This is a genomic window from Gardnerella sp. DNF01180P (assembly GCF_049244205.1).
Taxonomy (GTDB): Bacteria; Actinomycetota; Actinomycetes; order Actinomycetales; family Bifidobacteriaceae; genus Bifidobacterium; species Bifidobacterium swidsinskii.
In genome coordinates this window covers 1,508,888-1,523,616 of sequence record NZ_CP058386.1, presented here as the reverse complement: position 1 = coordinate 1,523,616, position 14,729 = coordinate 1,508,888, and the positions used below count along the sequence as shown (strand labels likewise).

The window sequence follows — 14,729 nt, the reverse complement described above, 5'->3', positions numbered from 1 at the left end:
GACGCAGGCAGGGCAGATTAGTGTGGTTGTTTTTGCTTTAGGCTTTTTAATTCGCCGAACTTCGTAAGCGATCGTAATCCGTGCGAACTTTCTCTCGCGTTTGGAGTGTTTGAGGTTGTGTGACACTCCATTTGTGAGAGAGTCTCCTCGCGTTTGGAGTGTTTTGTTTTGGAAATTGCTCCAAATGTGCGCAACTTATCTCGCGTTTGTGGTTAAGTCCTATTTTGTGTGTAAAGGGGAATGCCCTATAGGCTAAAAGCCCCAAGGTTAAGTTTTACTTCAAAATAAGCTTCGTATCAGTAGGATACCCAAGTTCATAAGCTCTTAGCAGTCTAGATGTGATTAATTGCACAGTTGCATTTTTAAGAGTTTGTTGAGCGCGTATTACAGAATCGTTATCATCGCTTTTTGTAGTAACGTTATTCTCGGATGCATTATTATTTTTTGACGTAATAGTTATTATTTGATTAAAAGCAGCTAGCTCTTCTCTAGCGCAATCCATATAAGCTATAGCGGTAATCGACAGATCTTTTCCGCTTGCTGAATCATGTGTTTTTCCGCTTTCTAACGCCTCTTGAGGAATATCGTAAACTTTTTTGCGCAAGTCTGTTCCTTCTCCTGCAACTCGCATAAGAGTTTGAGCGTTTGTCGACGCCATATCGCTGTATTCCAATGTTATATTTTGCTCTTTTCTCGCTGCTAGTGTTTGTAAAATAAAAGCAAGTTTGTCTTCAGCTTCTGCAGCTTGAGCTAAGGGTTGATGTGTCCATTTGAAGTTTTTGTAATGATTTATTACTTCTATAAGATTCGCGTATGAATCGTGCTCCATTTGTTGCGCTGTTGTAGTTTTTGTATTTTCTGAGCTTTCGTTTCCGCTTTTATTGCTTACATTATTTGAATTTTCGTTACTATTTTTCTTCGAAAGCATTTCCCATTGAGCTTGCGTGCTGTATATAATGCTTTCACTTAATCTTCCTGGGCATTGCTGAGCGACAGTTTTCCAATATTTTGCTGCGGTTTCAAAATTCTTAATGGATGTGTTGTTTTGGTTCTTTTTGATTTCACGCTGCTTTTTTTGCGCAAGTCTGTATGCTTTAGCACATGCATTTTCTGGAGCTGCTGTGTGAACTGTATGCTCGACGTGAATGTTTTGTAATGTTCCACAGGCTGTTAGCAGTGGAGATATTAAAACGCATATAAGAAGCACGAGTGCTCTGGCAATACTGCGTTTTACTTGTTTGCGCATGTCATTTAACAAAACATAAAGTGTCTGCATAATCTACTAAAATAGCCACTGACTGTGACCAATATCGATTTATTAATTTGGTATTTGTTCTAAGTCTGCAACAATTAAAGCTAACTGTCGTTAGAAGAAAAAATAAGTGTGCTTTAATAGTTACAATTAATAATCATAAATTAATGCGTTATAACGAGAGGACGTGCGCGATGGAATTGGATTTGGCGGGAATGCATCAGCTTGCGGCACAGCAGGGGATTAATGCCGAGGAGCTGGACGAGGCGCTCGCCGAGGCCTTGCGTCTTGCGTATATGAAAACCGCTCATCCTGCAAAGCATGTGCGAGTTGAATTGGACGAACGTGCAGGTTCGTTCACTGTGTGGGCTAGGGATGAAATTCCTGGTAAACCTACTGAAGATAACCCGTATCCAGCTCCAACGCTGGGAGAGGAGTATGACGATACTCCTCATGATTTTGGTCGTTTAGCTGCTGCAACGGCTCGTCAAGTTATTAGTCAAATTTTCCGTAAAGCTGAAGATGATCGCGTGTTTGGTGCGTTTTCTGGTCAAAAAGGAAAGCTTATTAACGGCATTATTCAACAAGACGCAAAAGATAACACTAATATCCACGTTGCTGTTGGAGATGTTGAAGCTATTTTGCCGCGTCGCGAGCAGGTTCCAGGTGAACGTTACCGCCATGGTGAGCGTATTCGCGTATATGTTGTAAATGTTGCTCGTGGTCTGCGTGGTCCGGAAATTGTTGTTTCACGTTCACATCCTGAATTAGTTCGTCGTCTTTTTGAGCGAGAAGTGCCGGAACTTGTTTCTGGAGCAGTTTCTATTATGTCGATTGCACGTGAAGCCGGAGCTCGCACAAAGATTGCTGTTAGAGCTAATACTGAAGGTGTGAATCCAAAGGGTGCTTTAATTGGTCCTGGCGGTTCACGCGTGCGTGCTGTAATGGAAAACTTGGGTCAAGAGAAGATTGATATTGTCGATTGGTCGTCTGATCCAGCAAAGTTTGTTGCTGCTGCTCTTTCGCCTGCTACTGCTACACAAGTGCAAGTAGTGAGTGAAAAGAATCAAACTGCAGTTGCTTTTATTCATGATGCTCAGCTTTCTCTTGCTATTGGTAAAGAAGGTCAGAACGCTCGTTTGGCTGCAAAGTTGACTGGTTGGAAGATTGGTATTGAGTCTGCGGAAGAGCATGCTAAGAAGGTTGCTGCAGCTCAAGCACAAAATGCTCAGCCTGCTTCAGCTGATTTGAATAATAACGCATCTGCTGCTGAATAGATTGTTAATTGAGAAGTGCTAAATATTTTTAGATTGATATTTTCGCAATGTTTAGCACTTCTTGATTGTTTATTTTGCTAGTGGTGTGCAAATAAAGTAGTCTCTCGCGTGGCATTTAGCGACACTCGAGTCAATCCAACGTTTCGAGTATGCTAAAAGCTGGAATCTGGGCGAAAGGCAATCGCCATCGTCCGGCGGGAGACGAGGTATAAGATCATGGTCGCACGATGATATATCGCACGATAATAAATAATAAGCTCGCAATAATGTAAAGTGGTCGCGTGTACTAGCGCTGCCACAGACAGAGGAGAACACTGAGTGGTTAAAAAGCGCGTGTATGAACTGGCCAAAGAATTTGGTGTAGACAGTAAAACCGTGTTGGAGCGTTTGAAGAGCATGGGCGAATTTGTTAAGTCTGCTTCTTCAACAGTTGAGGCTCCAGTAGTTCGTCGTTTGCAAACAGCGTTAGCATCTGACGGAAATAAGTCCGAAAAGGCATCTAGTGCAAGTAAGCCTGCTGCGCCAAAAGCTAAGCCTCAAGCTAAGCCGCAGACTAAACCTCAAGCTAAAGATTCGTCACACAGTGATTCTGTAGCTGGCTCTTCTGCTAACCAGCCTGTGCACAACACAGCTTCTCATTTTGTTCCAAAGCCGGGTGCAAATCATACTCGTTCAAACAATCCTTCGCGTTCTAATGCTGCTGCCGGCGAAAATAGAAAAAATGATCGTCGCAATGATAATCGCGGCGAATCGCGACAGCAAGCTCAAGGTCAATCTCACTCAGATCGTTCACAGATGCCTCCTCGCCCTCGTCCGCACCAGAATGCACAAGGTGCAGGCGCATCTGCTCCACGTCCTGGTAATAATCCGTTTAGCCGTAAGCAGGGTATGCGTGCTCCTACACCTGGAGATATTCCACGTCCTCATCCGATGTCTCGTCCTGGTGCTGAAAATGGCCGCGGTGGTCGTCCAGGTCAAGCTGGCTCTGGACCTCAAGGTTCGCGTGGTGAACGTGCAGAACGCGGTGGCCGCTCGCGTGGTGGCCGCTCTGGTCAAGGTGGCGCACGCTCATCGCAGTGGTCGGGTCAGCGTCGTGGTCAAGGTGGCGCAGGTGCTGGCTCTGGTGCATCTTCTCGCCCATCTGCAGAATCTCGTTTTGCATCTCAAGGAGCTAGCTTCCAGGCTGCTGCAGCAGGCGCACCTAATGGTGGTCCATCGCGTGGCGGCGGTCGCGGTCGTGCAGGAGCTGCAGGCGCATTCGGTCGTCAAGGTGGTAAATCTTCTAAGGCTCGTAAGAATCGTTTAGCGAAACGTCGTGAATACGAAGAGCTTAAAGCACCAGTGATTGGCGGCGTGCGTATTCCTTCTGGTAACGGCGCTACGATTCGCTTGCGTCAAGGCGCAACTCTTTCTGATTTGGCGGAAAAGATTGATGTAAATCCAGCAGCTTTGGTAACTGTGCTCTTCCACTTGGGAGAAATGGCAACATCTACACAATCTTTGGATGAATCAACATTCCAAATTTTGGGTGAAGAAATCGGCTGGAATATCAGCATTGTTTCTGCTGAAGAAGAAGATAAAGAGCTTTTGCAGCAGTTTGACATCGATTTGGACGAAGAAGAGCTGCAAGAAGATGACGATTTGCAATCTCGTCCGCCTGTTGTTACTGTTATGGGTCACGTCGATCACGGTAAAACTCGCTTGCTTGATACCATCCGTAAGTCGAATGTTATCGATCGCGAAGCAGGTGGCATTACTCAGCGTATCGGTGCTTATCAAGTAACTGTAAATCTTGAAGGAAAGCCTCGTAAGATTACGTTCCTCGATACTCCAGGCCACGAAGCGTTTACTGCTATGCGTGCTCGCGGTGCTGAGCTTACAGACGTTGCAATTCTTGTTGTTGCAGCAGACGACGGCGTAATGCCTCAGACTGTTGAAGCTATTAACCACGCTCAAGCTGCTCATGTGCCAATTGTTGTGGCTGTGAACAAGATTGATGTTGAAGGTGCCAACCCAGATAAGGTTCGCGGTCAGCTTACAGAATACGGTTTAGTTGCTGAAGATTACGGTGGAGACACCATGTTTGTGGATATTTCTGCAAAGCAGGGCACGAACGTCGATAAGCTTCTTGAAGCTGTGTTGTTGACTGCTGACGCTGAGCTTGATCCTAAAGCAAATCCAAATATGGATGCTCGCGGTGCAACTATCGAAGCTCGACTCGATAAGGGTCGTGGTGCTGTTGCTACTGTTCTTGTGCAGCAAGGTACTCTTCACGTTGGTGATTCTATCGTTGCTGGCACTTCTTATGGTCGTGTGCGCGCTATGCTTGACGAGAACGGCAAGCATTTGCAGGATGCGGCTCCTTCCACTCCTGTTCAGGTGCTTGGTTTGACTTCTGTTCCAACCGCTGGCGACTTGTTCTTGGTTACTTCGGACGACCGTTCTGCTCGTCAAATTGCTGAAAAGCGTGCAGCTACAGAGCGTGCAGCTCAGCTTGCTAAGCGCCGCAAGGTTGTGTCTCTTGAAAGCCTTAAGGAACAGTTCGCTAAGTCTGAAGTTGACATGCTGAACATCGTTATTAAGGGCGATTCTTCTGGTTCTGTTGAAGCTTTGGAAGATTCCTTGATGAAGATTGAGGTCTCTGAGGAAGTTGGCATCCAGGTTATTCACCGCGGTGTTGGTGCAATTACTCAGAATGATGTGAACTTGGCAACTGTCGATAAGGCTGTGATTATTGGCTTCAACGTGCGTCCAAACCGTCAGGTTGCTGATTTGGCTGAACGCGAAGGTGTGGAGGTTAAGTACTACTCGGTTATTTACAAGGCAATCGAAGATATCGAAGCTGCTTTGAAGGGTATGCTTAAGCCAGAATTTGAAGAGGTTGTCACTTCTCACTCTGAGATTCGCGAAATCTTCCGTTCTTCCAAGTTCGGCAATATTGCTGGTGTTATGGTTCAAGATGGCGAAGTCAAGCGCGGTACGAAGTGCCGTATTTTGCGCGACGGCGTTGCTACAGTCAACGACTTGGAGATTTCCAGCTTGCGTAGGTTTAAGGATGACGTGCAATCCGTTAGCGAAGGTTACGAAGCTGGTATTAATCTCGGCAGCTTTAATGACATTGAGCTTGGCGATATAATCGAAACCTTTGAAATGAAGCAGATTGAGCGCAAGTAATTATGGCAGGAACGAATCCTAGAGCTGCACGTATTGCAGCATTAATTCAGCGCGTAATCGCTTCTAATATGGAATCGCATTTGCATGATAAGCGTTTGGCAAGTGTGACTATTACGGAAGTGCGTGTTACGAACGATTTGCAAATTGCAAAGGTTTACTGGACTCAACTTGGTCACGAAGGCAAAGAGCAGGGCGAGCGTCAGCGTGCAGCACAAGCTTTGCAGCAGGCTCACGGTCGACTGCGCTCTTTGGTCGGTGCAAAAGCTGGATTGCGTTTGACTCCTCAATTGCAATTCATTTATGACGAAGTGCCGTCTGAAGCGCACGAAATTGAGGATATTCTTGTTGCAGCTCGTCATCGTGATGAAGAATTAGCTAAGTTGCGTGAAAATGCTAAGTATGCTGGTGATGTCGATCCGTATAAGAAGCCACGCGAAGTTGAAGAATCTGACGATGATTTCGAAGAGGGCGACGACTTTGAAGAGGGCGACTTTGAAGACATGTCTGAATCGTCTGACAACAATTAGATCTCAAAGCAAACTCAATGTGAATCGTATAGTAGTTAGATTTAACTTATGTGCATACCAGATTCGGGATTACTGCTTGTAGATAAGCCGCAAGGTGTTACAAGTCACGATATTGTTGCATGCGCTCGTCATTTGTTGCATACAAAGCGAGTTGGGCACGCAGGAACGCTTGATCCTATGGCAACAGGATTGCTAATCATAGGTTTTGGCAATGCAACGCGACTTTTAAATTACATGTTGGGGCACAATAAAACCTATGAAGCAGTAATCCGCTTAGGAGAAGCAACTACTACTGATGACGCAGAAGGTGAGATTCTTCCGGATAATGCATTAAATATAGGTCCGGGGGTTCATGTCGATAATGACGACACGTCTTTTGAAAAGTCACTGTCTTTTGAGCGAATTAAGCAAGTTGTTAGCGAAAATTTAGTAGGCAAAATTATGCAAGCTCCTACTGCTTTTTCTGCTATTAAAATTAATGGTCAACGAGCTTATGATTTAGCGCGCGAAGGAAAATCAGTAGAGATTGCTCCTCGAGAGATATTTGTTAGTGATTTTTCAGTAAGTAATCCTCGAATTACTAGGGGAGTGAGTGGGAAACTCGTATGCGATATATCCGCAAAAGTTTCTTGCAGTAGTGGAACATATATTCGCGCTTTAGCTCGCGATTTAGGTCGCTTACTGGGAGTTGGTGGGCATCTTACTCAGCTTCGTCGCACGAGCGTTGGTGATTTTTCAGTTACTGATTCGCGTGTTCTTAAACTCCGCGCTCAAATGCGAGAATTTACTGATCGCAATGGAGTATTGCAGCATCGCTCAAAAGCAGTTCCTGGTGACGATTTTGACGCAAATAATATGCTTCCTAAAATTTGCTTAAATATGATGGATGCAGCTTCGCATTCGCTTCCAACTTTAAGCATTGATGAAAATCAAGCTAAAGACTTGCGTTTTGGACGCTGGATTGAGCTTAAATCTGCCATAAATTACGAAAATTATCCTGCAATAGCGTACGTTCCAAACGCAAATACTGCGGAATGTGACGTTGTTGCAGTAGTTGAATTGACAAAAAATATAAAAAGTAATCAAATCAAACCAATTGTGGTATTTCCGGCAAGCGAGAAGACTGGTAAACTAGATAAGTATTTAAAATAACGAATTGCGTAATTTGCGTAGTTTGCTTGAGTAATGCTTGAACGCGGATAGTAAGGATATCATGAAGGTCATCGACATTCGACCAGATGCCAACGGCATGATTAATTGGCCAACGTTAAGTGCGGAGCGTAAAGCGGTTGTTACCATTGGCGTATTCGACGGTATGCACAAAGGGCATCGCGAGGTTATTCGTCGTACTGTGGATCTTGCGCATCGTCATGGAGCGTTTTCAGTAGTGATCATGTTTGACCCGCGTCCAAGCGTAGTGCATGCTAATCCTGATTTATACGATGATTTTGGCGACGTTAATTCTAAACTTCCGGACGATCCGGATGCTCTTACAAGCGTGCGTCAACGTTTGCGTGTGATGTCACAGTTGGATGTTGATCATGTTGTGATTGTGCGCTACAGCCTTGCTTTTGCTGCAAAATCGTACCGTTTCTTCTTAGGTCAGCTCGTTGGAAAGCTTGGTATGCGAGCATTAGTTCTTGGCTCTGATGCTGCACTTGGTGCTCGTTGTGCTGGTGATATTAAAGCAATTCGCGAGTTGTCTCAGGCAACTGGAGTTTTTGAGCTTATTGAAGTAGAGGATTTGGGTCCAGACGACGTTCGCGTGCCTGATCCTATTGTTCGTGAGGTTCCACAGGAGCCTGGAGACCCTAAAGATCCTTCTGAGGGCATGAATAAAGCTGAATATCGTGCTTGGAGTAAGAGCATGCCAAATAAGAAAGTGCGTGCTTGGAGTTCTACAAATGTGCGCTGGATGTTGGCTACTGGTCGAGTCAAAGAAGCGCGTGAAATTTTGGATCAGCCGCATCGCGTTGAAGGAACAGTAGTTCATGGAGACGAGCGTGGGCGCGAGATTGGATTCCCAACAGTAAATCTTGGCGAAAAAATTGAAGGCTATGTGCCAGTTGATGGCGTGTATGCAGGCTGGGTTGTTGATTTAGATGCTGACAATAAGAACGATGTCAGACCATCGAAAAATGCTGTTCCAGATGTGAGTGTTTTGCGTCGTGATGAGCTTCATTTAGGCGTTCATTCTCCGTGGCGTTGGCCTGCTGCGATTTCTATTGGAACTAAGCCAACATTTAATAAAGATGGCGAAGAAGATGCAGAGCGCACTGTTGAAGCTTACGGATTGTTCGACGATTGGAAAGACTTGTACGGGCATCGCGTTTGCATTGAGTTTGCTAGTTTCTTGCGTCCGCAACAGGCTTTTGACTCAGTTGACGCGCTAAAAGATATGCTCAAAGCTAATGTTGAGCAAGTGCGCGAGATTACAGATGCTGAAGCTGAAGTCTGATTTTGATATTTGCGCTTAGTGGTTTTTAGTTGCGATTATTTTTGCTAGCTGCGTTTAGCTTATAGTCCAAATGCTTTTAAAATTGTGTTTGCTAAAGCATAAAATATACTTATGATAAACGCATCAATCAATCTTGAGCAAAGTGAAACATATAATCGCGCGTTTGGAGCTATTGTTGGTCTTGCTATAGGCGATGCGCTTGGAATGCCAACTCAGAGTATGAGTGCTCAAAGCATACGCCGTTTTTATGGCGGTCCAATTACAAGGTTAATGGATGCTGTAAGTCAGCAGCCAATCGCGCCAAATATGAAAGCAGGTTCTGTAACAGATGATACGGAGCAAGCTTTTTTACTTGCTGAACGCATAATCGCAGATAATGGCAATATTGACAACAACAAGTATGCGCAAAATCTTCTAGATTGGGAAGATGTAATGCGCGAAAAAGGTTCTTTGGATTTGTTAGGACCGTCAACTAAGTCAGCTTTAAAAGCGCTTGTAAATGGAGTAAGTCCTGAAGAAACAGGCAAATTTGGCACAACTAATGGTGGTGCAATGCGCGCGACACCAATTGGCATTGCTTTCAAACCAGGTGAATCGCTTGCTAAGGCAGCCAGAAAATCATGCTTAATTACTCACAATACGACTCAAGGAATTGAATCTACAACACTCGTTGCTGTGGCAGTAAGTTTAGGTATTGAAGGTTGTGAAAATCCGCTTAAAGAAGCAATAAAATTCGTAAAATCGCTTCCAAAATATGGTAATTGGAGCGCAAAAGCAAGCGTTATAAGTAGGGTCGAATTTTTCACTAAAAAAGCTGAGGAGTTGAGTTGCTTATCTGCAAGTGACGATGATTTTGCTGAAATGTTGCAAAATGATTGTGGTACAAGTGTTGAAGCTAATGAATCCGTAGCTGCAGCTTTCGCAATTGCAACTCGCTTTGCAAATGAACCAACCAAAGCTGCGTGTTTTGCAGCATCGATTGGCGGAGATACCGATACGATTGCTGCAATGTGTTCTGCGATGTTGGGCTCACAGTATGGGTTGCAAGTGTTCGATGAAAAAATACGAGAACGCGTTTTAGAGAATTTGCGAATTGAACACTGCTACGACGTAGAAAAGATGGTGTATGCTTTGTGCTTAATGAGAAAAAATTAGAAGATTGAGAAAAGTAGAGAATATGCTGCATAGTAGCTTTTAGAGGCGATTGCAATGTACAAATCAAACATAAGCTTGAATGAAAAAGCAAGTTTGGTCGTGCCGCAAGTAATCTCACTTGGTCAAATTATCGTAGATGTAACTATGAAAGTTAATTCCGTTCCTAAACCAGGTGAAGACATATTTGCAAACTCGTATAGTATGAGCGCTGGTGCAAGTTACAACATGCTATTTGCTGCAAGTCAAATGGGAGCTAAAGCGCAATGGGCTGGCGTTTTGGGTGAAGGATATTTTGCAAATATTATTTCTAAAGCTTTAAACGAAGCACATATTTCGCATATTGGCACAAAAAATTCCATGCTTGATTCAGGATTTTGCATAGCTCTTACGGATAAAAGCGCAGAGCGAACTTTTATATCTACTAAAGGTGCGGAAACTAGTGGTGACGAGCATGCTTTTGACTTAGTAAACCCAAATCCGCAAGATGTTGTGTACATTAGCGGATACACGTTTGTAAGTCCTATAAAGCGCGCGCTTTTGCGGTTTATGCTAAGAACAAGCGGTTTGTGCGGTTTAGGTAGTAGTGCTTTAGAGAGTTCTTTTGATAAACACAAGCGCCGGTTTACAGCGATTTTTGATGCGTCTCCAATGATTGCAAATATTTCAGATGAAGATTTAAAAGCCTTGATTGACTACGCGCCAATTTGGTTGTGTAATGCTAGAGAAGCTGAGATTTTAGCAAAAAGGCTTAACGCTTGGAATGATGCTAAATGCAACGAATGTGCTAGTGACGGTGTTAGCGAAGTAGCTAGCGAAGGTGCTAGTGAAGATGCTATTTGCGCAACTAATAATCAACTTACAAAATACAAAATCGAGCGTTTACAGCGTGTGTTAAAAGCTCCGCTCATCGTTCATGCAGGATCTTGCGGAGCTTGGGTGTGTGATTTAGGCAAAGAAGCCGAGCATATTAAAGGTTTTCAAGTAAAAGCAGTAGATACAAATGGAGCTGGAGATGCGCATACTGGCGTACTTGCGGCTTGCATAGGCTACAAAATGACGCTTAAGCAAGCAGTTTTGTATGCGAACGCTGCGGCAGCCATTGCTGTTACCAAATACGGGCCTGCAACGTGCCCTACGAAAAAGGAGATAGAAGATTTTATTAAAACAAATGTTTATTAACACCAACATTTGTTAACTTTTCTTACGTTGTGCAAAGACAAGCAAATCAACCTAAAAAAGAAACTAGGTGAAACAATGAGTAAAGTTAAAGTAGATGAAGCTAAAGCTCAACAAACCCAAAGTTCCTTAAGCATTGAGGAACAAGGCATAGACACAATCAGTGAAAGCGAGCGTAAAGGAACGCCGGCAAGCTTATTCTGGCCGTGGTTTGCAGCAAATATTTCAGTATTTGCCATGTCGTACGGAGCGTGGGCATTAGGTTTTGCAATATCCTTCTGGCAAGCAACATTAATGACAATAATCGGCGTAATCGTATCATTCTTGCTGGTTGGGGTAATCTCAATAGCCGGCAAACGCGGAAACGCTCCAACAATGGTATTGACTCGCGCAACGTTCGGCGTACGTGGAGCAAACATTCCAGCAGCACTAAGTTGGATTGCAACGCTCGGATGGGAGATTTCGCTAGCAATAACTGCCGTTCTTGCAATGGCAACAGCCGCAGAAAAGATCGGCTGGGGTAGTGGCACGAGTGTTAAAATCGTGAGCACAATCATCGTAGTTGGATTAATTGTAATTGTTGGAATTTACGGCTACGACTTAATTATGAAGTGCCAGCAAGTTATAACAATTGTAACGGGAATAATCACTCTTGGATTCTTCGTACTAGGTTGGGGACACATAAACTTTGCTGCGATTGGTCAAATTCCAAACGGATCTCTTCCTGCAATGCTCGGTTGCTGCTTCTTCGTTATGACTGGCTTCGGCATAGGCTGGGTTAATGTTGCGGCTGATTACTCTAGATACTTGCCTAGAAAATCTTCAAATAGCGGAATCGTTTTTTGGACTACTTTTGGAGCGTCAATTGCAAACGTGTTCCTAATTTTCTACGGTCTTCTACTCGCAGCTTCTAATATGAAATTAGCTCAAAACGTTGGAAACGACCCGATTGGAGCAATTGCTGCAATCTTGCCAGCGTGGTATTTGATTCCGTATACGATTGTAGCGGTTCTAGGACTTATGTCTGGAGCAATTATGGACAATTATTCAAATGGTCTCGCGCTGCTATCTTTTGGAATACGTATTCCTCGAACTGTTGCAGCAATTATTACTGCAATTCTAACTACTCTTGGCGTTGTTTATGTCACGTTCTTCTCCGACACATTTATTGGACCATTCCAAGGCTTCTTAACGACTTTGGGAGTGCCGATGGCTGTTTGGGCTGGAATGTTTACTACGGATGTGCTTGTTCGCAAAAAAGATTATTGCACTGAGGACTTGTATAAGCCGGAAGGTCGCTACGGTGCTTGGAATGTTAAAGCTTTTGCGATTCTTTGCGTTGGAACGATTGTTGGATGGGGTTTGGTCGTAAACTCTGCAGCGAAATGGCTTACATGGCAAGGTTATTTGCTTTGGCTTGTTGGCGGAAAATCAAGTAGCTGGGCTGGTGCAAACCTGGGCGTAATAGTTGCGTTACTAATCGGCTTAATCGGCTCTTTAATTTTCCAGCGCAAAGATATTGCTAAGCAGGAAGCGGATTTGCCAACAAGTGAAGTAGATTTGTCAACAAGCGAAATTGCAGAATAAAAATAAAAATAAAAAAGGATATTCGTATGAAAGGATATTCAAATGATTAAAGAAGACGAATGGTTAGTGGTAATCGACAGGCAGCGCGTTTTTTGCGAAAGTGAGTGGTCGACTTGGGCGTGCGCAGATCACACTTACGATTCAACAACCGAAGCTTTTACAAAACTTGCAAAAGCCTACGGTAATCGAGTAATTTACACGCGCTATGTAGCACCGCTTAAGCCAGAAAACGCTTGGGTTGACTATTTTAAAGATTGGCCACAATTCCTCGTAAAACCTGACGACCCAATGTATGACTTCACTCCAGAAACAGCAGAACTTGCGGAAGGTCACACTGTAGTTACTTGCGAAACTTTTGGAAAGTGGGGTACGAAGCTTAAAGCTGCATTAGGCGAATGTCACAAAATAACAATTTGCGGAGTCGCAACAGATTGTTGCGTACTAACAACCGCTTTAGCTGCAGCAGATAATGGCGTTGCTGTGCGTATCGCAGAAGATGCTTGTGCAGGAAGCACGCCAGAAAATCATAAGCTAGCTCTTAAAACTATGGAGCTTTTTACGCCGCTTATAACAGTGTGCAGCACAAGCGAAATTCTTTAAAGTAGTAGCACTTGGGCATTTGCTTAGCTTATAGCCCAAGTGCTTTTAACGCTTCTCGCACTGTGTTAACTTCAATGATTTCTAATCCTGGAATATTAACGTTTTTCCGCATATGGCAAACTATTGCGCGCTTGTATCCTATTCGTGCAGCCTCACGCAATCGCGGCTCTATTCTTGGCACTGGGCGAACTTGACCAGTTAAGCTCATTTCACCAATTGCGCAAGTTTTAGGAGTTACTGCTTTCCCGGCAGCAGCGCTAGCTAAAGCTGCTACGATTGCCAAGTCGCAAGACGGCTCTTTTGCCAACGCTCCTGCAATAGTAGATACGTACAAATCTTTTGCAAGTAAATTAACGCGTCCGTGACGATACAAAACTGCTGTAAGCATTGCAAGACGGTTAGAATCAACACCAGAAACTGCACGGCGAGGAGTGGGCAGGGCTGATTGCGTTACAAGTGCTTGTATTTCAATCGGCAGGCTTCTGTGTCCTTCAAGTGTAAAAGTGACGCAAGTTCCGTCGTTTGTGCCATCTTGCGCATTTTTACCTTGATTATCGTTTTCTGTAGAAGACAAAAACAGTCCGGAAGGATCTGGCACTTCCTCAATTCCTTCACCGCTCATGTCGAAGCAGCCAACTTCGTCTGTAGGTCCAAAGCGATTCTTTACGGCTCTTAGCATGCGTAGTGCTGTTTGTGTGTCGCCCTCAAATTGACATACTGTGTCAACTAAATGCTCAAGCGTCCGCGGTCCTGCTATTGAACCATCTTTTGTAACGTGCCCAACTAAAAGTATCGGAATATTGTTAGTTTTAGCAACGTCTATAAGTGCGCTCGCAACTTCTCTAACTTGTGTAGAACCGCCTGTAATGCCATCTACTTCTTGTGCGGAAATCGTTTGTGCAGAATCGACAATAGCAAGCGTAGGGTGATGCGTTTCAATAAGATCTAGTACAGTGTCAAGATCGCCTGTTGTTGCAAGTAATAAATAATCGTTTACAGCGTTAATTCTAGACGCGCGCAATTTAACTTGTGCTGCTGATTCCTCGCCGGAAATATACAATACAGGGGGAGTGTTGCTTTCTTTTGATTGTTTAGATACGTAAGCTGCAGTTTTTAGAAGTAGTGTTGATTTTCCGATACCTGGCTCTCCTGCTATAAGAGTTACGGAGCCTGGCACAAGTCCTCCGCCTAATACTCGATCGAATTCGCTAAAACCAGTGTGGATGCGCATTGCGTCGTCTGCTTGAATTTCGCTAATTGGTTGCGCGGATGTTGCTGAATCGAGAGTTGAATGTGCGATATTGCGATTAGAAGTAGTTATGTTATCTGGTGAATATGCGCGTGATGCTGTTGTTGCGCGCGGTGTACGTGTTGTACGAGATAATCCGCTAACTCGCGCCTCTCTAAACTCGTTCACTGTGCCCCATTCGCCACATTCAGGGCAGCGACCGTACCATTTTGAGCCGCTCCAACCGCATTCAGAGCATAAATAGTGAAGAGTAGATTTACTAGCCATATCTCGA

General features: G+C 44.2%; 10 protein-coding genes and 2 pseudogenes. 10 read left to right on the top strand and 2 right to left on the bottom strand.

All coding sequences use genetic code 11. From position 1 onward, the window contains the following. Positions 1–274: 274 nt before the first annotated feature. A complete protein-coding gene (locus HXT40_RS06145) occupies positions 275–1,276 on the bottom strand; it encodes a hypothetical protein (RefSeq protein WP_102703347.1) in 1,002 nt (333 codons plus the stop codon). 170 nt (positions 1,277–1,446) lie between these two features. Between HXT40_RS06145 and nusA the strand changes: the two genes are divergently transcribed. The 10 genes and pseudogenes from nusA (at position 1,447) to HXT40_RS06095 (ending at position 13,206) form a co-directional block, all read left to right on the top strand. After that, complete coding sequence (nusA, locus tag HXT40_RS06140; RefSeq protein ID WP_004109632.1) at positions 1,447–2,529, top strand: transcription termination factor NusA; 1,083 nt, start codon at positions 1,447–1,449, stop codon at positions 2,527–2,529. 318 nt (positions 2,530–2,847) lie between these two features. Beyond that, a pseudogene (locus HXT40_RS06135) lies at positions 2,848–2,995 on the top strand (translation initiation factor IF-2 N-terminal domain-containing protein); the annotation flags it as partial. Positions 2,996–3,171: 176 nt separating this feature from the next. Next, a pseudogene (infB, locus tag HXT40_RS06130) lies at positions 3,172–5,703 on the top strand (translation initiation factor IF-2); the annotation flags it as partial. Between the two features lie 2 nt (positions 5,704–5,705). Continuing rightward, complete coding sequence (gene rbfA / locus HXT40_RS06125; RefSeq protein WP_103013795.1) at positions 5,706–6,230, top strand: 30S ribosome-binding factor RbfA; 525 nt, start codon at positions 5,706–5,708, stop codon at positions 6,228–6,230. A 48-nt stretch (positions 6,231–6,278) separates the two neighbouring features. Beyond that, positions 6,279–7,382 carry a tRNA pseudouridine(55) synthase TruB gene (gene truB / locus HXT40_RS06120; protein ID WP_102703349.1) on the top strand — a complete coding sequence of 368 codons (1,104 nt, stop codon included), beginning with the start codon at positions 6,279–6,281 and terminating at the stop codon, positions 7,380–7,382. A 61-nt stretch (positions 7,383–7,443) separates the two neighbouring features. Continuing rightward, on the top strand, positions 7,444–8,688 hold the full coding sequence (ribF, locus tag HXT40_RS06115) for a bifunctional riboflavin kinase/FMN adenylyltransferase (RefSeq protein ID WP_162861115.1): 1,245 nt from the start codon (positions 7,444–7,446) through the stop codon (positions 8,686–8,688). Positions 8,689–8,799: 111 nt separating this feature from the next. Next, positions 8,800–9,843, top strand: coding sequence for an ADP-ribosylglycohydrolase family protein (locus HXT40_RS06110; RefSeq protein ID WP_421777233.1), 1,044 nt, complete (start codon positions 8,800–8,802; stop codon positions 9,841–9,843). A gap of 54 nt (positions 9,844–9,897) precedes the next feature. Next, positions 9,898–11,022, top strand: a complete 1,125-nt coding sequence (locus HXT40_RS06105; protein ID WP_116773820.1) for a PfkB family carbohydrate kinase — start codon at positions 9,898–9,900, stop codon at positions 11,020–11,022. A gap of 75 nt (positions 11,023–11,097) precedes the next feature. Further along, positions 11,098–12,606, top strand: a complete 1,509-nt coding sequence (locus HXT40_RS06100) for a purine-cytosine permease family protein (protein ID WP_416090962.1) — start codon at positions 11,098–11,100, stop codon at positions 12,604–12,606. Between the two features lie 42 nt (positions 12,607–12,648). After that, positions 12,649–13,206 carry a cysteine hydrolase gene (locus HXT40_RS06095; protein WP_064621690.1) on the top strand — a complete coding sequence of 186 codons (558 nt, stop codon included), beginning with the start codon at positions 12,649–12,651 and terminating at the stop codon, positions 13,204–13,206. 28 nt (positions 13,207–13,234) lie between these two features. Here HXT40_RS06095 and radA read toward each other — a convergent pair whose 3' ends face one another. Further along, on the bottom strand, positions 13,235–14,722 hold the full coding sequence (gene radA / locus HXT40_RS06090; protein WP_416090964.1) for a DNA repair protein RadA: 1,488 nt from the start codon (positions 14,720–14,722) through the stop codon (positions 13,235–13,237). Between the last annotated feature and the right edge of the window lie 7 nt (positions 14,723–14,729).